General features: G+C 66.4%; 14 protein-coding genes. 9 read left to right on the forward strand and 5 right to left on the reverse strand.

Features of this window, described 5'->3' with window-relative positions:
• Positions 1 to 434: 434 nt before the first annotated feature.
• The 3 genes from OG494_RS24000 to OG494_RS24010 all read left to right on the forward strand — a co-directional run bounded on the left by OG494_RS24000 (position 435) and on the right by OG494_RS24010 (position 5,767).
• Positions 435 to 2,240: a hypothetical protein gene (locus OG494_RS24000; RefSeq protein ID WP_328442759.1), complete on the forward strand. Its 1,806-nt coding sequence runs from the start codon at positions 435 to 437 to the stop codon at positions 2,238 to 2,240.
• A 600-nt stretch (positions 2,241 to 2,840) separates the two neighbouring features.
• Complete coding sequence (locus OG494_RS24005) at positions 2,841 to 3,497, forward strand: toll/interleukin-1 receptor domain-containing protein (RefSeq protein ID WP_328442760.1); 657 nt, start codon at positions 2,841 to 2,843, stop codon at positions 3,495 to 3,497.
• A 77-nt stretch (positions 3,498 to 3,574) separates the two neighbouring features.
• Entirely contained in the window at positions 3,575 to 5,767 is a 2,193-nt protein-coding gene (locus OG494_RS24010) for an ATP-binding protein (protein WP_328442761.1), read from the forward strand.
• 206 nt (positions 5,768 to 5,973) lie between these two features.
• Here the strand turns inward: OG494_RS24010 and OG494_RS24015 are convergent, their stop codons facing one another.
• Positions 5,974 to 6,219, reverse strand: coding sequence for a hypothetical protein (locus tag OG494_RS24015; RefSeq protein WP_328442762.1), 246 nt, complete (start codon positions 6,217 to 6,219; stop codon positions 5,974 to 5,976).
• A gap of 823 nt (positions 6,220 to 7,042) precedes the next feature.
• On the opposite strand from OG494_RS24015, the gene OG494_RS24020 reads away from it, so the two are divergent.
• Both OG494_RS24020 and OG494_RS24025 read left to right on the forward strand, forming a co-directional pair.
• Positions 7,043 to 9,025, forward strand: coding sequence for a hypothetical protein (locus OG494_RS24020; protein WP_328442763.1), 1,983 nt, complete (start codon positions 7,043 to 7,045; stop codon positions 9,023 to 9,025).
• A gap of 400 nt (positions 9,026 to 9,425) precedes the next feature.
• Entirely contained in the window at positions 9,426 to 9,818 is a 393-nt protein-coding gene (locus OG494_RS24025; RefSeq protein WP_328442764.1) for a hypothetical protein, read from the forward strand.
• A 397-nt stretch (positions 9,819 to 10,215) separates the two neighbouring features.
• Here OG494_RS24025 and OG494_RS24030 read toward each other — a convergent pair whose 3' ends face one another.
• The 4 genes from OG494_RS24030 to OG494_RS24045 form a co-directional block, all read right to left on the reverse strand.
• The gene (locus OG494_RS24030; RefSeq protein ID WP_328442765.1) at positions 10,216 to 10,539 is read right to left on the reverse strand and encodes a hypothetical protein; all 324 of its coding nucleotides are present in this window, start codon (positions 10,537 to 10,539) and stop codon (positions 10,216 to 10,218) included.
• A gap of 124 nt (positions 10,540 to 10,663) precedes the next feature.
• Positions 10,664 to 11,146 carry a hypothetical protein gene (locus tag OG494_RS24035; RefSeq protein WP_328442766.1) on the reverse strand — a complete coding sequence of 161 codons (483 nt, stop codon included), beginning with the start codon at positions 11,144 to 11,146 and terminating at the stop codon, positions 10,664 to 10,666.
• A gap of 127 nt (positions 11,147 to 11,273) precedes the next feature.
• Positions 11,274 to 12,854: a DNA polymerase Y family protein gene (locus tag OG494_RS24040; RefSeq protein WP_328442767.1), complete on the reverse strand. Its 1,581-nt coding sequence runs from the start codon at positions 12,852 to 12,854 to the stop codon at positions 11,274 to 11,276.
• Positions 12,851 to 13,558 (reverse strand): hypothetical protein, encoded by a 708-nt coding sequence (locus tag OG494_RS24045; protein WP_328442768.1) that lies wholly within the window; start codon positions 13,556 to 13,558, stop codon positions 12,851 to 12,853. Before OG494_RS24045 ends, OG494_RS24040 begins: the two co-directional genes overlap by 4 nt.
• 338 nt (positions 13,559 to 13,896) lie before the next feature.
• Between OG494_RS24045 and ligD the strand changes: the two genes are divergently transcribed.
• The 4 genes from ligD (at position 13,897) to OG494_RS24065 (ending at position 20,131) form a co-directional block, all read left to right on the forward strand.
• Positions 13,897 to 15,549, forward strand: a complete 1,653-nt coding sequence (ligD, locus tag OG494_RS24050) for a non-homologous end-joining DNA ligase (RefSeq protein ID WP_328442769.1) — start codon at positions 13,897 to 13,899, stop codon at positions 15,547 to 15,549.
• Between the two features lie 48 nt (positions 15,550 to 15,597).
• On the forward strand, positions 15,598 to 16,851 hold the full coding sequence (locus tag OG494_RS24055) for a tyrosine-type recombinase/integrase (protein ID WP_328442770.1): 1,254 nt from the start codon (positions 15,598 to 15,600) through the stop codon (positions 16,849 to 16,851).
• On the forward strand, positions 16,848 to 19,289 hold the full coding sequence (locus OG494_RS24060) for a tyrosine-type recombinase/integrase (RefSeq protein ID WP_328442771.1): 2,442 nt from the start codon (positions 16,848 to 16,850) through the stop codon (positions 19,287 to 19,289). Before OG494_RS24055 ends, OG494_RS24060 begins: the two co-directional genes overlap by 4 nt.
• Positions 19,290 to 19,516: 227 nt before the next feature.
• A complete protein-coding gene (locus OG494_RS24065; protein ID WP_328442772.1) occupies positions 19,517 to 20,131 on the forward strand; it encodes a hypothetical protein in 615 nt (204 codons plus the stop codon).
• The last annotated feature ends 79 nt before the right edge of the window (positions 20,132 to 20,210 follow it).

Genomic DNA, 20,210 nt, shown 5'->3' on the forward strand with positions numbered 1-20,210 from the left:
ATGCTAGCGGCGTTCCAGCAGCCGGAGGTAGCCACCCACGTCTGAAGACTGGTGAGACGGTGACGAACTCCCGAATTGAGGCTACTCTGAGCTGTCGACATTTTGTGCTCCAAGGCGCGGTGTCGATTTGATCAGGGTCGACCCGGGGCAAACGGTTCGGCCCTGACTTATTTCGTCACCAGCTTAGCCGCGGAACCACACATTCGGGGGACGTTTTCGCAGGTCAGGTGCGGTATGAACAGCTATCGCGCTGACCGATGACCAGCACTCGTCACCTCGTTGACACCTCTTCACTTCCCGGCGGCATGCAGGAGGTGATCCGGCCCGAGCGGGCAGGTTGTTTTTGCAACAACATCCCAGATTCAACTCGGAACGGCGTGCAAAGCGGTCTAGCGTCTTGACGCGTTGGGGGCGAAGGTCTTGCATGTTGCGCTATGCCAGTTGAAATCAGCAGCATTGAGGACGCCAACCAGCTGCTGTACTACGCCGTGACGGCGCAGCTGGAGCGAGTGAAGCGCCGCGGTTACACCCAGGAACGCATCGCGGCGTCGATGGAGAAGTGGAAGAGCAACTCGAACTTCGGCAGACGACTCAAGGAACCTCCGGACGAGATGCTGGAGATGCTGGACCGGCGGCTGATGGCTATCGAGCCCAAGCTCGACCGGACCGGAGGGTTGCTGGCGCTGGCCGCTCGACTGCGGCGGGTCGGGAACTTGCAGGCCCTGGAGGCAGGCATCCCGCCAGCCTGGTGGCAGCGAAAGATCGACCGGCCCATGGTCACCGAGATGAACGTCCTGGAGACCGGTGCGGCCCTACTGAGCAAGATGCGGACGGTTCCGGACAACGCGATGCAGGTCCGCGACCGCAACAAGGAGAAGCTTCAGGAAGTGGTCACCCGGCTGATCCTGATCGGCGCAGCCCCACCCACTCCGGACAACGTCGAGGCTTTGATGCTGCTCGGACGCATCGCCGGCGCCGAAGGCACGTTCGAGATGGTCGAAAAGATCCTCGAGAATGCCCTCAGCAACCATCCACTCGGCTTCCGGGTGTGGCGCGCGGTCACGACGGTCGTCATGATCAACAACGCCAACGCCAATGCGGAAGAGGTGATCAAGCCGTGGGTGCAGGCACAGCTGGAGGAGGCTGAGACCCGTCGGGAGATGAGCCTGTTCCCCGCCCGGTCCCTCGACCTCGAACTCGCCATCGTCATCCCGCCGAAGTGGTCACCACCTGGGGGCGACGACTGGGTGAGTGACGCACTAAAGCGCAGGGCATCCAACAAGGATGCCACCGTGCGCGAACGGGGCATGGCCGCCGCCGGACTGTGGGAACGCGCGCTCCTGCACGGCGACCGGAGCTACCAGGGCAACATCAAGGATTACCTCGGCCAGATGATCGCCACTTTCCGCGCTGAGGCCAAGCAGGATGACCAGGGTGTACCGCGCGGGCTGCACTGGGCGGCCACGACCTTGGAGCAGAACATCGAGGAGGGGAAAGCAGTTTGTAACTCCTGGCCCAACGTCACCGACGAGCCAGCACTCGATGTCATCCGAGAGGCCATGCAGGAATTCGTGACGCAGCGCACGCCCCAGGCGGTGCTCCCGGCGACCAAGACCCTATTCGAACATGCTCTACTGCAAGCCGCTGGCGTTCACCGACGCCACGCCATCGACACCCTCGCCGCGGGCGGATGGACCGGTCCCGTCGTCGCGGCGCTAGGACGGGTGATCCGACACGACGACACGGCAACCTGGCTGCGCTGCCGAGCCCTGTTCGCCATCAGCTTCCTGCAAGACCGCGACCGCGCGGTTGAGTCGCTCATCCGGTGGTCCTGTCAGGACATCAAGCGGCGGATGGACATCCACTTCAAGGACAGGCCGGGCACCCCGGTCCCACCGGCCCTCGCCGCCGACATGCACGCCGCGCTGTTCGCTGCCGGCGACTGCTTCGGCCCCGCCGGCGCCGAGGACGGAGCCCGGCGGCTACGCACCGCGCTGGACCCCATGCTCGGTGACCTGCTGCGAAAGGGCCAATCCGACCATTCGCTTGTCCGCGTCGGCCGTGCCGCGGCCTACGCCATCGCGGTCACTGCGCAACCCGGCGACAACTCTAAGAACTTACTAGGGCTGCTCGCCGACCACGCCGACCCGGCTGTCGTCCGACTCGGGAAGTGGGCACTGCGTCGGTTCGACGGCCAAGAGAATGGCGGCGTTCGACCACTTCACCACCTGACGTTCTGAGCGAGACATCGCATGAACTCCGCCCGCAGCGGCGGCCGTCACGCCGAAAACCCTCTCCTCCGCTCGGCTGCCGAGCAGCCATGCCAGGTACTTCCGGCCAACCTCGGTAGCGACACAGGCGGCCACGGCGGCGGCCCGTTGGGCACGGCAGCCCTCTGATCGACGAGCGCGATTTGAAACTTCGGCGAGAGCACAGGCGACGACCAGACTGCCTGAGACGACGCCAAGTTCAGTGTCGCGCGGCCACGAGAGTGACCAGAATGCCCGCCGGATGGCCAGCTGGCTTATCGCTCGACAGGCCACTCTGTCCACCGACAGTAAAGCTGGCCTGCCGCAGCACGGCGAGCTTCGACAGGCGAGGTAGTTTGACGCAACTTTCCACCGATCGCGTCAAACTACCTGACCTTTTTCATCGAGGTCATCGCTGGGGGCCGGGCTCTCCTCGACGCCTCGTAGCCGCAGGTAGATAGCCGTCAGCTGTTGGTCAAATAGTGGACAGTTCCTATCCTCCGAGGTTGCTAAGCGACGTATGCATGTGTGGTAGGGCATCCTTTTCATCGGCAGCTGGCCAACACAGGACAGGTACGGATGGGAGCCGCCGTGGGCGGGGTGTTCATCAACTACCGTGGCGACGACAGCCGCGCCATGGGCGAGCTGCTCGACCGCGATCTCGCCGCGACGTTCGGCCGGGAGCAGGTGTTCCTGGACTGCTACTCGATCCCGCCAGGTGCCGACTTCGTCCAAGAACTGATGACACGAGTCCGGAGCTGCAGGGTTCTGCTGGTCGTGATCGACCGCGACTGGCTAACCGTCACCACACCTGCCGGCGGTCGACGAATCGACGACCCCGCTGACTGGATCCGCGGCGAGATCGTCGAGGCATTCGACGCCGGAGTCCGAGTGGTACCAGTTCTGGTCGACGACACGGACACGCCCACCGAGGGGCAGCTGCCCGCCGACCTGCAAGCACTCGCGCGCTGCCAGGCTGTGACCGTGCGCCGCCGTCATACCCGCTTCGACGTCAGCGCCTTGATCCACCAGCTGTGTGAAGTCGAGCCCACACTCGCCCTGGCGGCCTCAAGCGCGCCGAGCGCCCAGGACACGACGATCACTGACGCTCCCGGGCCGCGCGGCGTGAACGTCACCGGCGGCGTGCACGGCACTGGAGCAGGAATCACGATCGGTGCGGCCACCGGCGACCACTTCACCATCGGCACACCACCGCCTTCTGCGCAGCAGCCGCACCACCCTCGTTAGCCGACGCGGACCACGGGCACACCACGTCGGCGACCGACCCGCCCGACCTCGGCCCCACCCCGGACACCGGCACCGCGGTGACCACGAACATCCACGGTGACGTCATCGCCACCGATCACGGTGCCGCCGTCGGTGTGGTGCACGGCAACCTGAACCTGCACCCGCCACCCCCGCGACCCGCGCCGACCATCCCGCGACAGCTGCCCGCCGCACCGGGACTGTTCACCGGCCGGACCACGGAACTGTCCCGCCTGGACCGCGCCCTGACCCACGCCGCCGCACCGCAGGGACCAAGCACCGACACGCCGGAACCGACCACCGCAGCCCCAGCCAGCGGTCCGGCACATGTGGGGATGACGGTGCTGGTCTCGGCGATCGGCGGTGCCGGGGGCATCGGCAAGACCTGGCTCGCCCTGGCCTGGGCACACCGGCACCTGGAGCGGTTCCCCGACGGGCAGCTGTTCGTCGACCTGCACGGCTTCAGCCCCACCGGCGAACCGGTGCAGCCGGCGACGGCGGTGCGCGGGTTCCTCGACGCCCTGGGCGTCGAGGCGAACCGTATCCCCACCGACCTCGACGCCCAAGCCGCGCTCTACCGCAGCCTGGTGGCCGGGCGGCGGATGCTCATCGTGCTGGACAACGCCGCCACCAGCGACCAGGTCGCCCCCCTGCTGCCCGGCTCACCGTCCTGCACGGTGCTGGTCACCGGCCGGCACCGGCTGGCCTCACTGATCGACCGGCACGGCGCCCGCCACCTGCCCCTGGACGTCCTATCCCCCGAGGAGGCCCGCGACCTGCTGGCCGCCCGCCTGGGCGCCGACCGCGTCGCCGCCGAACCCGAAGCGGTGGACGAGCTGATCAGGCTGTGCGGAGGCCACCCGCTGGCGTTGTCGATCACCGCACGCACCGCCGGCACCCGCCCCGACGTCGCGCCGGCCGAAACCGCCGCCGAACTGCGCGACCTCGGCCTGGAGGCGCTCGACCACGACACCGACCCGGCCGCCAGCCTGCCCACCGTGCTGTCCTGGTCCCTGCGCCACCTCACCGACACCCAGCGCACCGTGTTCGCGCTGCTGGGCATCGCCCCCGGCCCCGACACCACCCCTCCCGCCACCGCCGCCCTCACCGGCCTGCCCGACCCCCTCGCCCGCCGGGCGCTGAGCGGGCTGGAGAACGCCTCCCTGCTGGAAAGGCGGCCAGACGGCCGGTACGCGATGCACGACCTGGTCCGCCGCTACGCCACGGACACCGCCCACACCACCCTGCCCGAGGAGGTGCGGGATGCGGCCTTGACCCGGGTGGAAGACTTCCACCTGCACTCCGCCCACGCCGCCGACCGCCTCCTGTGGCCTCACCGCCCGCTCGTGCGGCCCGAGCCGCCCGCGCCCGGCGTGCACCCGCACCCGCTGCCCGACACCGACGCGGCGCTGGCCTGGCTAGACGCCGAGCACGCCACCCTGCTGGCCACCCAGCGCACCGCCGCCACTCTCGGCCACCACCACACCGTCTGGCATCTCGCCTGGAACCTGCACACCTTCCACCTCCGACGCGGACACCGGCACGAGGCGATCACCACATGGCAGGCCGCTCTGCGCGCCGCCGACCACCTGCCCGACCCCGCCACCCGCAGCCGCGCCCACCGGTTCCTCGGCCGTGCCTGCTCCCGGCTGGGCCTGCACGACCAGGCCACCACCCACCTGGAGCGGGCGCTGGACCTGGCCCTGCGCTACCACGCCCCCACCGAACAGGCCCACACCCACCGGGCGCTCGCGTTCGCCTGGGAACGACGGGGGGACGCCCGGCAGGCCCTGTTGCACGCAAACCATGCCCTCGCCCTCTTTCGCGCCCTCGACCTGCCGGTGTGGGAAGCCGACATACTCAACGCAGTGGGCTGGTACGCCGCGCGCCTGGGCCGGTTCGACACCGCCCGCGAGCACTGCCAAGCCGCCCTCACCCTGAATCGGCACCACCGCGATCCCGTCGGCGAGGCGGGCACCCTGGACAGCCTGGGCTACATCGCCCACCACACCGGCGACCACCACCAAGCCCTCGACTATTACCATTCCGCTCTCGCCTTGTTCCGCGGCCTCGGCAACACCTACGAGGTCACGGACACCCTCGACGGCGTGGGCCATCCCCTCGCCGCCCTCGGCCAGCATGAGCAGGCTCGGACGGTGTGGCGGGAGGCGCTGCGGCTGTACCGGGACCAAGGCCGCGACGCCGACGCCGAGCGCGTCCAACGACAACTTGACGACCTCAACCACACCTGAACCGCGACGCTGGTAGAAAGCGTCCAGGTCCGCGACCCCGACCCGCGCCGAGTCGCCCGGTGGCGGCCCCGTCGCCCGGCCGCCACCACCAAGGCCGGCGTGCCTTGGTGGTGGCGACCTCGCCGCCGTTGCCCGCCATCAGCCGGCGCGCGGTGCCGCACCCGAGGCAAGCGCCCCGGTAGCGCGGCCAACCGGCAGCGACGACCTCACTTTCCCGCCCGCCCTCGTCGTGAGCGGCCGCCCCGCTTCCGCTGCACGACAGCCCTTCCGAGCGCGCCCCCGCCGAGCAGCCAGCCACCCAGGGTCGCTGCCACCCCCGGAAGCTGCAGAATCCCGAACAAGCACGCGAACAGCGACACCACCAGCAACATGATCAACACCCCGGCACGCACCGTGTTACTGGTGTCCGAGACGATCGCCAATACGAACTGGAAAACCTCAACCTGATCCATAAGTACCTCCATAAATTGAATTTAATGCTGGCCCACCTCCCGTTCGGATGTGAACTACAGGGATACTACATGCGGGGGTCACGGCTTCAAAGAACGTGTTTCCGCCTGCTAAACGCAGATAATTAGGAACGTGATTTGTTTACATAAAAGGGATTCCGAAATACCAAGTTGAGGATACTTGGTACGTAGAGCCAGTACGCCCTCAACGGTCGTCCGAAACCACCCCGGCCACCCGACGGGTACGGTGCCGGTCGGGTGGCTGCCATCACGGGGTCAAACGCGACGGTCGGGGACTCGACCGGCGGCCGGAGCACGCCGCGCTGGACGGGCTGCTGGTGGTCGAGGCCAGCGCGACTATGCGTGCGGGTTCATCGGGCGCCGGTCGTCGGGAGTTCCGTCCGGCTCGTTCTGCGGCGCGAGGGTGCGCGCGAGCGGCCAGCGGATGTCGCAGTCCTCCCACACGACCTCGCGCCGGGGTTCTCCTTCGGGGACGTGCGTGGTGGTGCGGCGGCCGGTGGGGACCGCGCCATCCCGAGACTTCCGATGACCGGTATAGCCGCCGTATAGCTGGGGCGTCGCAGCCCGCGGTCAGCGGCATGAGAGTGCGTTCACGCAGAGTGATCGGATATGTAACGGTGCAGGAGTTCGAGGCGACTACTCACACGCTGAAGCTGAGGGTGGTGGAGCCCACAGTCATGATCGACGAGCCATGACATGGGGAACTCAAAGGCTTCATGCATCGCAGGGGCGGACGGATGCTGAACCGGGTAACCCACCTCGGAGGTAGCCGACTCCGAGGTGTGAATCTAGTATAGTAAGAAGAATGACCATCGAGCCCGCGCCACATCGACGTCTGAAGTTCTTTGGTCCTGCGGACCTCGGAAACTATTTCCAGGCGGGACGCGCAGCTGAGGTTCTTAGTCGGTTCGACGCATCAGTCACGACGTACACTGCTTCTGACGTTCTCGAACTGTATAATTCCCGACTCTTCATGGAGAACGGGTACTTTCCTGCATCCTCTTCCGAGGAGCAGCGCGCGGCACTTAAGGCGCTCATTCCCGGATTGCATGAAGTCGAGTCCAAATTCTTTGGCTCTCTGACCGACGAAACGCTGAGTTGCCGGATCGCAGGGGTCAGTAATGAGTATCACGCGGACTTGCTGGAACTCCTGTCACGACACAAGGTCTACAGCCGTTGCTCCGCCGCGAATGTGCTGGCAATCCTAGACAGCCTGAACGTCAGTACGGGCACGATGCTCTCATGTGGAAGCCTTGTGCGGGTTTACGATGAAGAGATACGTACGCGTCTTGTTTCAAACGTGGCCAACGCTGAGCATGTGATTCGACTATATCTCAGCGGTGATGTTCGCTCGCAGATGTACTTGCCGCAGAGCTTGAAGAGTTCGGACAAGCGCGCACTGCTTGACGCGTACATAGATAGCGAGGAGGCGCATCCGAATCTTCTCGAGCTGATCTCTGTCGCGCGCGTCAACGCGGCTGCTGGAATCGACGAGAAGATGAAGCTCAAAGCGAAGCGCAAGCATGAACGATGGACAAAGGAGTTCTTTGAGTCTAGCGGTGGCGGAATGGTGATCGGCTGTGAAATTACTGTCACCAAGGGGCAAGATGAGCCTGTGGAGGCATCAAGGGACGGGCTCGTGGCGAAGTACTCCTACAGTCGCGAGTGGTTCGATGAGAACCTCGATTACCCCACGGTCCTCAACAACTTTCTCTATGTGTTTGAGTTCGTAGATCGTCACATGCTGTTGACGCTACCCTCGTATCAGGCGGAACTCGGAGCGATTGAACGCGTGATGGGAACCGTAGGAAAGGATGCTTACCCAGCGGGTTTCGCCTTTCGTCTTAAGGAGCAGAGTTCCTTCCTGCAGGTCTCTATGTATGAGCGACTTCTCAGACACAACGATGTTGAGCTTGAGTCGGTAATCGCGTGGTTCTTCGCGGACTACTTGAGAGATGGTTTTGGCGCGACGAATCTACGGTTCGCGCCTTCAAGTAGGACTGCAACATACCTTGAGAAGAGTCGGCATCTGTTCGCCGAGATGGAAAGTATCGTCATGCAGTTCTCGCTCTACGTGGAGAACGGCGAGTTTGACCCTGAGCTGCTGGCTATGATGTCTGCCCAGGTCAAGTACCGAGACGTGCCGAGCTGCTTGGTCGGCAAATATGTCTATGCAGGCGAGAGCCCAGACATCCACAACGTCATTCACCTACTCTTCTCGGATCAGTCCGGCTTGGGGTACATAAATGAGAGCCTTAGAGCTGACAACGGTGCTCGACTACTCATCGAGCACGATGTTTTTTATGATGACTTCCATGACTACCAGAAGGATCAAGTCGACTATCTAATCGCGCACGGCGTGGCCGAGAACGCGGGGGGACATATCCGACTAGCAAGTGCCGACCAGTTCGTGGTGCTGCGCGATCTCTACGAGTTGGACGCGGCAAGTTACTACCATCACCACAAGGGTGCGCGCGAAGCAATTGATGAGATGGTCGCAAAGGGTTGGCTTGTGCGGACCGAGTCGCTGTTGTCTAAGCCTGAAGCAAACTACTTCAACTACTGCCTCAATCATCAGGACTTCAGCGATGGCCTGAACCTGCGCAACAAATACCTGCATGGCGCAATTCTTGACGTCGCCGATGAAGAGGAGCACTACCGTACCTACATCACCGCGCTCAAACTACTGGTTGCGCTTGTAATTAAGATGAACGATGATCTCTGGCTGCGCGAGAGTGAGGAGCTCGCTAACGGAACCGAGGCGACTCCGTCTGAGCAGGACTGTTAGCCCGGATCTTTCGCGTGGGTGACGGCCTGGCTTGAGACTGTGGTTGTTGCGTGTCGTCCTTCGGTGCTCGGGATGGTTGAAGTGGCCCGTTGTCGGTCGGGTTGCCGCGGGATTTCATGCCCCAACCGAAGACCCGGCCGCGGCCACCGGATCGTGTGGTGGCCTGCACCTCGCGGTGTCCAGCGCTGGCTCAGCCGGAACTGGGCAGTTCGGCCGCCTGGGCAACCCGGAGGGCCTTCCCGGGCGTCAGTCCGGCAAAGAACGCCGGGAGGTCGCCGTGGGTGTGCCGACGAATATTCTGTTGCCGGGTGAGCGGCTGCTGTGGTCGGGACGGCCGCAGCGGCTCACCCTCGCGCGGTTCGACTGATACCAGTTCGGGTTCGGCCTGCTCTGGGTGATCATGGCCATCGTGGTCCCGTTGACCAGGCGCCACACGCTATCGCCGTTCGAATGGGCTCTCGGGGTGTGCGGTGTCGCGTTCGTCTGGGTTCCGGTCGCCGTCAGGTTGCGAGCGCGGCGCGGTGCTGAGTACGTCGTAACCGACCGGCGGATTGTGCTGGCCGATCGGTTCTCGGGGAGGACGCGTGCGTCGGTGTATCTCGGCACGCTGCCGCCGCCGGTCGCCCGGATCCGGCAGGACGGCAGCGGAACGATCGACTTCGGCAGGTTTGTCCGTGCACCTGTAATGCCCTTTTCTTCGTTGGGATCCCTGATGTTGACGGGTCTGGTCGCCGTGCCGGAGGCGGGGCGTGTCCGCGACTTAATCGCGCGGGCGCAGGCCGGGCAGGGCTGACCTCATTTGGACGACGGCGTCGGGGTAGGTGAGAGCGCTGTCCTGTCTCGTCGATGTTGATGCGGCAGCACACCCTCGGGATCTCCTGACGGGGACCGGTTACCACCCGATCGCACCGACTACGCACTCATCGGCAGAAGCGGACGTTCAGGTCCGTCCGCGGGCCAGTTCACGCCAAACGATGACTGCTCGGGCATCGGCCCAGCGATGGGCAAGTCAACCCCATCAGAAGCCGGTCAGCCGCGCTCCACGGCGCTGGACGTCGAGGTCGAAACGCGAGATCCAGCCGTCGTCAACACCAGGAGACGGGCACCTCGATGTTGACAGGGCCGCCGTGGCGAGTGCTCATGATCGTGCTGTCGAAGGTCCCCACTGGCGATTACGGCACGGGGCGGAGTTACAACCCTGCTTCATGGCCTCGATCATGGATAATGGGGAAAGCTTGCTCTGCCGACAGGATCCAGGCGTCGATCCGGTCGGGTGAGCACCTGATTGCTTCGATCAGCGCTTCGACGGCGTTCAGCTTGCCCACGCTCACGTGCGCCTGAAGTTCGCGTGCCGACACCTCTTGGTAGGTCATGGCCAGTTGCCACATGAACCTCATGAGGTAGCGGCATTCATCCTGTTCTCGGTCATCCGCCAGCCGTTCCTCAATCACGGCTTGCGCGCGCCGACACTGTGCCCCGTCACGGAAGCCACTGCTGAGGTCGGTCAGGTTCACGCTCGGAAGTTACCAAGAGAACACGTTGATGGCTGACATATTTAGTGGCCAGGCGGCGCCTGCGGCGTCCGTTTCGCCACCCTCCGAGCGTTCTCGGCTCGTGTCGCGCGCCCCGCTCTGTCGGTCACCACGAGGTGTCATCGACTGCAAGCGCATCGGCGAAGTCGACCAGCTTCAGCCGCAATTCGGCGACGTGGACGTGGCTCAGCTCGACCGTGCGGTCATGGATCCGGGTGGCAGCATTGGTGACCGGCCCATCGATCGTGATCCAGCCGTCCTCGGCGTGCGGGGCTGTCCATCGGCCGAGGTCGACGTTCACTCGGCCGATGTAGTCGAGGTACAGAGGATCATCGAGGACTTGGTCGAGGGTGGCGATCACCGGTGCGAGGTCGGTGACCTCGAACCCGAAGCCTCGATCTGACGACGCCACCTCGACGTCCAGCTCCGGCAGCGTGACGTCGTCTTGCGCAGGATCAGCAGGCATGGCTGTACGTGCGCCGGCGGATGCGCTGTCGGCGGGCGCCCTCCGGCGAAGGCAGGTCCGGTCGGTGAACATCTCGACGACCCAGGCGCCCATGTCCGGGGTCGGTCTCAGCAGCACGCCCACGATGTCCCCCGTTCGCTTTCGACTCGGCCTGTTCTGACGTTCAGTGTCGGGAAGACCGGCTTCGCAACGGAGCGAACCTCGGGCAACCACCCAATCGGGTGCAGTCCATCGGAGGTTTCGGGACGGGTCAGTCGTAGATCCCCTCGACTGTCCATTGTGGGTTCTGGTCCAGCGTGACGGCCAAGATCAGCGCCCTGTCCCGGCCGGCGGCCGCATCGGCGAGGACGACCTGCACCCGAGCCACACGAGAGATCTTCTCGGCTTGGAGGGCGGGGCGGTGCAGCCAGGGACCGGCCCAGCTGATCACCGACAGCGGAACTTCGTCCCCGACCGCAACCGTCGCCGGTGGCTCGGTCAATTCACCTCGAGTCGTGCACCCGACATCGCGCCCGCCGGCGTCCCGGACCACAGCCGGGACCGTGCGTCGTGGGGTAGTTGCCGGAGACGGCGCCGGCAGCCGGCCCGGCCACGGCGCATCCGCAGTCAGGGTGGCCCGCGGATCTCCCCAGGGAACGAGCCGTACGCGCTCAGCTGAGGTGCGACCACCGTCCAGCAGCGGCGTCACCACCGCTTCGGGACCGAGCAGACCCTGGATCCGCACCATCGCCCGACCGGCACGTTCTGCGGAGTCGGCGTCGCGGCCCATCGCACCGAGCTGCAGCTGAAGCGCCTCACCACCGACCAGCTCCTCCGGCACCAGGCGCAGCCGGATGATGCCGGAGTTCGGCCGGTCCCCCGGCGCGGCGGTGAGCCAGCCTTCGCACTGCCACCGCACCCGATCCGCCGTCGCCCGCGCGGTCAGCGGTTCCGCGCACCGCCACACCCGCAGCCGCTCCTCGCCCGACTCGGTCACCGCCACGATCGCCAACCGTGTGCACGCCATGCCGTGCCGGGCCAGGCCGGAGAAGAACCGCTCCCCCAGCGTCTTCGCGATGAACGCCGCCTCATCGATGCGCTCCAGCGGCGTCTCGAACTCCTCCACCACCTCCAGCTCCGGCGGCAGCGCGCGCCGCAACGGCGGCCGCTGCGACAACCCCCTGGCCAGCCGGTGCGCCACGATCGCGTCCCGCCCGAACCGGCCGGCGACGTCGCGCTCCGCGACCGCGGCGAACGCACCCATCGTCCGCAACCCGAGCCGGCCCAGCAACCCGACCAGCTCCCCGCGGTCCTCGCCCGGCTGATCCAGCTCCGCGACCGGCAACGGCGCCAGAAACTCCGCCGAACCACCCGGCGCGACGAAGGCGGCGCGGCGGGCGGCGAGGGTCGCGGCGAACAGGCCGTCGGCGATCCCGACCTGGCACTCCACCCCGGCGTTCGCCGACACCTCGTCCAGCAGTCGCTCGGCCAGGGCTTCCTCGCCGCCGAAGTAGCCGGCCGCGCCGCCGACCGGGACGGCGACGATCCCGGGGCGTACGACCTCGACGCCGACCGCGTGCTGCTCGACCGCGGCGGCGACCGGTTCGAACACCCTGGCGTCGCGATCCGGGTCGTGCTGGTGCACCACGAGCTCCGGGCATCGGGATTGCGCGTCGCGGCGTCGCATCCCGCGCCCGACACCGCTACGGCGGGCGGTTGCGGAGCAGGCCACGACCCGGTTGGCCGAGAACACCGCCGCCGGAACCAACGGCGGGGTTCCTGCGGCGGCGCCGGCAGCGACGACCGGCCAGTCGGGACACCACAACACCAGCAGGCGCGGCGCGTTGTTCACCCGGCTACCTCGACCAGGGGCCGGGTGGCGCGGGGTTCGCTCGCGGCGACTGCTCCGCCGGTGCCCGGCAGCTGCAGGGGCATCGTGTGCGGGCGGGTGGCGGCGCCGCGGCCGCGGCTGCTGGCCACGACGTCGCAGGCTTGCAGGTAGCCGTGGCCGTCCGGGGTGGTGCCGCGCCAGGTGTGGCCGGACAGGCGCAGTTCGACGTCGGCGCCGGGCCAGGGCCCGGCGGTGAGCAGTACGGTGCCGCGGGTGCGCAGGCGTCCGGCCAGCCGCCGCGCCAGCTGCGGCGGCGCCCCGCGGCACACGGTCGGGCCCAGCACGACCAAGTCGAAGCCATCGACCAGCGCCGAGAGCACCGCCATCAGCTCCGCACCCGGATCGGGGACCAGCGCGATCCGGTCCAGGTCGACGCCGATCTCGGCGGCCGCGACCAGCCCGAGGTCGGGCATGCCGGCGATCGCGGCCCACGACCCCGTCTGGGTCGCCTCCGCCAGCAACGCCAAGACCAGCGACGTCGACCCGAGCACCGACACCGTGCTCCCGCGCCGCAGCCCGCCGCTGGGCAACAGCCCGGCCAAGGTCGACAGCACTGGAAGCGTCTCGGCAGGTCCCGCTGGGTCTGCGATCGGCTGTCGTAGCTGCGAGGCCGTGCTGACACCGGCGATCGCGGTCAGCTCGGCAAGCGCTTCCGGTACCGCCACTGCCGCTCACCTCCAGCACCACGAGCCCGCACCGGAGACACCCGCGCACCACACCCGCGGGCGAACCCGACCACTCTCATCGAACACCTGTTCGGAGGATGCGAGAGTGGCGTCGGTCTGTCAAGTCACGCCGCCTGACGTCACTCACTCAGGCGAGAAAGGTCGGCGCAGCGCGGCCGAGACGACACCGACCGTTACCGGTCAGGTCATTGACCAGCGTAAACACAGCGGAGCTGGGCTGATCGGGTTACCGTCAGAGCACACCGTTGGCGTCGGGACGGAGGCTCCGTATGGCCGGTCAGGGCGGAGCATCCCGCGTCCCAGCATGGGTGGAGCCGATGCTGGCCAAGGCTGATGGCGGCCGCCTGCGCAGCGGCCCCGAATGGGCCTACGAATACAAGCTCGACGGCTACCGCGCAGCCATGCGCATCGGCGTCGACGGCACCACGGTGCTCACCAGCCGCAACAACATCGACTTCACCGCCGAGTTCGCCGACCTCACCGGCATCCTCGCCCCGGCGCTCGACGGGCAGGCCGCCTACCTGGACGGGGAGGTCGTCGTCTACGGCGAGGACGGCCGGATCGACTTCGAGCTCATGCAGGAACGCCGCGGCCGCTACGTCAAGCACCACAGCTCCCTGCGCCGCGACGAGCCCTTCGACGACATCGCGGTCCGCTTCCTGGCCTTCGACCTGCTCCGGCTCGGCGACCACGACCTGCTCAAGGAACCCTACGACGAACGCCGACGGCTCCTGGAGAGCCTGCCGATGCCCGACCCCTACCGCGTCTCCGTCGTCCGCGCCGTCACCTTCGACGAACTGGCCGCCGACCGCCGCACCCCGGCCGACTTCCTGGCCCACGCTGCGTCCGCCGGCTACGAAGGGGTCGTCGCGAAGCTGCGCAACTCCACCTACGTCCCCGGGCACCGACCGGACTCCTGGCTCAAACACCCCTTCATCCAAACCCAGGAAGTGATCATCTGCGGGTGGCGGCCCGGGCAGCGCAGCTTCGCCGGCACGCTCGGCGGGCTCCTGCTCGGCGCACACGACCCCGCCTCCGGCGAGCTGGTCTACATCGGCGACGTCGGCACCGGCTTCAGCCAGGCCGCCCGCACCGACCTCCTCACCCAGCTGCAACCCCACGAGCGCCGCACCCACCCCTTCGCCACGACACCGCCGCACGAGGACGTCCGCGGCGCCCACTGGGTCCACCCCGAGCTGGTCGGCGAGATCGTCTACCGGCAGTTCACCCGCGCCGGGCGCGTCCGCCACACCGCATGGCGCGGCCTGCGCGCCGACAAGAAACCCGCCGACGTCCTCGCCCCGCGCTCCGCCCCCACCGCGGCGCCGGCCCCGGCAGCCTCCCCGCCCGAGCCCACACCCGCAGCACCTGTCGGTCAGCGCATCACCGTCCAGGCCGGCCCTCAGCGCCTGACTCTGTCCAACCTGGACAAGCCGCTGTATCCCGACGGATTCACCAAAGGCGAGGTCATCAACTACTACTCCCGGATCGCCGAGGTGCTGCTGCCGCACCTGGCCGGGCGGCCGGTGACGTTCATCCGCTTCCCCGACGGCGTCGGCGGCCAGCAGTTCTTCGAGAAGAACGTCCCACGCGGCGCCCCGGACTGGCTGCCCACGGTCCGGCTGCCCAGCACCGGCAGCCGATCCGTCAAGGGTGAAGGCGAGATCGAGTACGCCCTGCTCGACGAACTCGCCGCGCTGGTGTGGACAGCGAACATGGCCGCCCTCGAACTGCACGTCCACCAGTGGAAGGTCGATTCCGACGGCGTCCGGCAGGCATCGGATCTGCTGGTGTTCGACCTCGATCCCGGCCCCGGCACCTCCATCGTGCAGTGCTGCCGGGTCGCTGAACGGCTCCGCGACGTCCTGCTCGAGGACGGTCTGACACCGTTCGCGAAGACGTCCGGTTCGAAGGGATCTGTTGACCGGACTACGGGACGACACGCCGACGCGTTCGACGCGGTCAGCTGACCCGACCGGTACTTCTCACACACCTTGATCAAGAAAGGTGATGTGAGCGTGTTCACTGAGCTAGAACGGAACATCGCAGCGATCCGACTGCCGCGGTGGGGTCGAGTGATGATGGCCAAGGGGCCGGTGCCGTGGCTGGTCGTCGACGACGACGGAACGCCAGTGCATCCCATCCTGCGTTACCTGACCAACTTCGTGGCCAGCAGCGCCAGCCCGACGTCAGTGCGCAGCTACGCCTACGCACTGCTGCGATGGTGGCGGTGGCTACGCGCGGTCGACGTGCCGTGGGACAAAGCAACCTCGGCCGAAGTCCGCGACCTGGTGCTGTGGATGAGCCAAGCCGACAAGCTGAGAACGACACCGCGAACGGAGTCAACCGTCACCGCCGGCACGGTGAACCCGGTCACGGGCAAGAAGCACCTCGGCGACCGATACGAACCGCGTACCGTCCGGCACTCCAACGCGGTGATTCGAGCCTTCTACGAGTACTGGATCGACGACGTCCAGCAAGGTCCGCTGATCAACCCCGTCCCGCTGGACCGCCGCCACCGAGGCCGACGCCCCCACGCGCACCACAACCCGCTGGAGCCTGTCCGACCGGAGGGCAGGATCCGGTACAACCCTAAGCTGCCGAAGCGGCGACCACGGGCCCTGCCTGACGAGCGATGGAACGACGTATTCGGTGGCCTGCGGTCCAATCGGGATCGAGCATTGCTGTCCCTGGGGGTCAGCTGCGCGGCGCGGGCCTCCGAGCTGCTCGGGATGAATGGAGTCGACCTGGACTGGGGGGATCAGCTCGTGCGGGTGATCCGCAAGGGCACCGGCGCCGAACAGTGGCTGCCGGCCAGCCCAGAGTCGTTCATCTGGCTTCGCCTCTACCTGGCCGACCTCGGAGGCGTGCTGGACCCGAACACCCCGGTCTGGTGGACCCTGCGTCGCCGCGATCACGGCAACGGCCTGCGACACCACCCGATGAGCTACGAGGCCTTGCGCGCGGTCTGGCGGCGGGTCAACGCCCTCCTGGGAACGAATTGGACCATGCACGATCTCCGCCACACCGCCTCCCTGCGCATGGCCCGAGACGAAAGCCTGTCGATGCAAGACGTGCAGGTGATTCTCGGCCACGCACACCTGGCCACGACCGCCGACATCTACACCGTCGAGGACGAGGCCCAGGTCATCCGACGGGTTCAGCAACACCTGACCGAACGTGAAAGCCACGCCCGGCAACCACCCCCGCCGCTCACCACCGGCTACAACACCGACGACTGGAATGTCCTGTTCGGCCGGGAGCCACAGTGAGCAGCCCGAGCGATACGCAGCCGGCGCACCCCCGACGCCGCCGGGGCAGCCCCTTCTCTTTCGAACGACACGATGATCTGCTCGACGCCGTCATCCCCGGCGGCGAACGCGATCACTGGCCGATCAGCAGCGTTCTGGATCTCTTACCGGGCCTGCCGAACTGGCCGTTACCTGCCAACGATTCCGGTCGCCGGTCCCGATTCACGCGCGGCAGCAGCACGATCCTGGAATGGCTGGCCTCCCACCCCGGTGACGGCTGGCAGCAACGATGGATCAATTCCGGTGCCGACATCAGCACCGAGTGGATCGACACTCTCGCCGCCGCGTCCTCACCCGGCGCCGCCGCGGCTCGGGACGAGCTGATCATGGGGCTAGGCAGCCTGTTGCTGTGCCGAGTCTTCTTCCCCAGCTATGATTTTCTGGCCGCATACAAGGCAAAAGCCCTCTACACTCATGCGCGACGGGCGTTCCGCCCGGACCTGTTTGACCGGCTCGAAGCGCGCAGCGGAGAACTCCGAATCTCTCCTGCCGCCCTCCGACGAGCCGAGCTGGCGATCAGCAAGATCGTGCTGCACACCGGTCGTGACGTTGATCGTCTGTCCGCCGACGATATCTTGGCCTTTCGCACCTGGATGCTGCGCGACCCCGATCGACGCAAGTACTCCCCGTTGGACACCGCATGGCAGTTGCTGAGCGGCATCGCTGAACTTGGTGATCACGCCACGCTCAAGGACGCGATCCGGCACGGTCAGCGGCCAACGGCGGAACTAGTGGACGCCTATCAAATCCGGTGTCGTCCGGTACGCGATATGCTGATCCGTTACCTCGACGAACGCCGCCCCGCCCTCGACTACGGCAGCTTCACCGGCCTGGTCGGCACCTTGGCAGGCAGGTTCTGGGCTGACATCGAACACCACCATCCCGGCATCCAGACTCTCGATCTTCCCGAGGCTGCCGCGACCGCCTGGCGCGATCGGCTGAAGACCGTTGTCGGGCACGACGGAAGCAGCCGTCCACGGAAGAACCACCACGACGTCCTGCGGGACGTCCGGGCTCTCTACCGTGATTTGCAGGAGTGGGCCGCGGGAGACCCGGCCTCCTGGGCGGAGTGGAGTTTCTCCAGCCCGGTCCGCAAGAGCGACATCGCCGGCCAGGCGAAGGCCAAGCGGAAGACGACGGCGGCCATGCACCAGCGGATCCGGGAACGACTTCCCCACTTACCGGCCTTGATCGACACTGCCGAGCGACACAAAGCCGCGATGACGGCCCTGCACGCCGCGGCCTCGGCAATCAGGACCGGGGAAATGTTCGTGCACGGCGGACGGCAGTACCGACGCATCGTCCCGAAGTCCTACACGGACGACACCTACTATCGCGACGCCGCGCCACCACTGCTCATCGAGGACACGACCACGGGCGAGGTTGTTGATCTCGGCCAGGCTGAACACGACGCGTTCTGGGCCTGGGCTGTCGTCGAAGTCTTACGCCACACCGGGGTTCGCATCGAGGAGATGCTGGAAATCACCCACCTCGGGCTGGTGTCTTATAGGCTGCCTGACACCGGCGAGATCGTGCCGATGTTGCAGATCGTTCCCTCCAAGTCCAACGAGGAGCGCCTTCTGCTGGTCAGCCCGGAGCTGGCCAGCGTGCTGGCCGTTGTCATCACCCGGCTCCGGCGTCACAACGACGGCGCCGTTCCCCTCACCTCACGCTACGACCCCACCGAACACCTCGTCGGGCCGCCGCTTCCGCACCTGTTTCAGCACACACGCAACGGCTGGACCTGGGAAGTCCCAGCCCAGACCACGATCTACAAGCTGCTCGACCAAACCGTCGCCCGTGCCGGTCTGACCACCGCCGACGGCCACCCCTTGCGTTACCGGCCTCACGACTTCCGCCGGATGTTCGCCACCGAGGCCGCGGCCGGCGGGCTGCCGGTCCACATCCTCGCCCGGATACTCGGACACGCCAACATCAACACCACCCAGGCCTACATGGCGGTCTTCGACGAAGCGCTGGTCCGCACGTATCGCGCGTTTCTCGACCGCCGCCGAGCTGCTCGGCCCGAAGCTGAATACCGGGAACCGACTCCGGAGGAGTGGGCGGAATTCCAGGCGCATTTCCACACCCGCAAGCTCGAGCTGGGCGAATGCGGTCGCCCGTACGGCACGCCGTGCAAGCACGAACACGCCTGCATCCGCTGCCCGAGCCTGCGGTTGGACCCCTCAGCCCGGCCACGGCTGGTCGCGATCATCGCCAACCTCCGCGACCGGGTCCAGGAGGCTCAGCTCAATGGGTGGCTGGGCGAGGTCGCCGGCTTGCAGGTCAGCCTGAACGAAGCCGCCCGGAAGCTGACCAGCCTGGACCGAGCGCGCGCCCGTGGTCCTGCCGGCCCTGTTGACCTGGGTGTGCCGGTCATCGCCGACTCGCCGAGATGAGCACCGAGTTCACGGTCGCCCGGCCTCGAGGAGGCCGGTGCCTTCCGTGGACGACAGCGGTCAACCAAACGAACCACACAAGCTAGCGTCCTGTCATGCCGAGAACAATGCGCCGACCGCGAAACTGCAACCGGAAAGATCAACCGCCTTGCTATTGAATGCCTATCGCTGATGCGACTATGCTGGATAAGACCTGCCCAACAAGATCATTGAGCCGAGGAGCTGGGATGAAAATAACCGTCTTCAGAACGGCGACATTTCGGCCAAAACTGCTAGGTCACCAACTGGAGCTCCTTGTGTTGCCTTTGCACGGCTTCGTGGGAAACGTCGAGAGTCCCGGCGATCTCCAGACGAAATACGTCGCTTTTGACCAGGTGGCGGCCCGCACGTTGTACATGGCCCGCAGATCTGAAGCTTGCCCATATACCGGCATGGTTACGGACGACGGCACACCTTGGCGCTACGTCGGTGAAGAGTTTCGCCAGAGCAGTGACTCTGATGGTTGGCCGTCTGACCCGGACTACCACGCCTCTGTATATGTGTGTGCGTTGTGCGGCGCGAAGGCGGAGTCGATCCTGCGGAGCACGGCTTTCCATCCCACTCCCCGAGTATTCCAGAACGATATCGTGACGGTGTCGAGTGGACTCGGGTTTGACGTAAACCGTGGAGTCCTTACGTCGTCGGACGATCCCGGGATGCTGACGCTGACAGTTGGCGGCACCCGATTAGGCGCAAGCTATGCGCAGAAGTACTTTGCTGGCTTGCGCCTGATATATAGCGGTACTGGCGATTTTGCCAGTGAAGGTGCTTGTCCGCCGGTCCCATTGATGGTGCTGGTGTGAGCACCCAGTTCTTTCGTTCTGCCCGGCGCCTCCTGACCTGGTCGGCGAAGCTTGTTCGCGCACGAGTCGATGAGGCCGA

The organism is Amycolatopsis sp. NBC_00438 (assembly GCF_036026695.1).
Taxonomy (GTDB): domain Bacteria; phylum Actinomycetota; class Actinomycetes; order Mycobacteriales; family Pseudonocardiaceae; genus Amycolatopsis.

Coding starts and splice junctions, on each gene's coding strand:
- OG494_RS24015 (WP_328442762.1), bottom strand. CDS start 6,219: ATGGATCAGGTTGAGGTTTTCCAGTTCGTATTGGCGATCGTCTCGGAC.
- OG494_RS24025 (WP_328442764.1), top strand. CDS start 9,426: ATGGCCATCGTGGTCCCGTTGACCAGGCGCCACACGCTATCGCCGTTC.
- OG494_RS24065 (WP_328442772.1), top strand. CDS start 19,517: ATGAAAATAACCGTCTTCAGAACGGCGACATTTCGGCCAAAACTGCTA.
- ligD (WP_328442769.1), top strand. CDS start 13,897: ATGCTGGCCAAGGCTGATGGCGGCCGCCTGCGCAGCGGCCCCGAATGG.
- OG494_RS24000 (WP_328442759.1), top strand. CDS start 435: ATGCCAGTTGAAATCAGCAGCATTGAGGACGCCAACCAGCTGCTGTAC.
- OG494_RS24020 (WP_328442763.1), top strand. CDS start 7,043: ATGACCATCGAGCCCGCGCCACATCGACGTCTGAAGTTCTTTGGTCCT.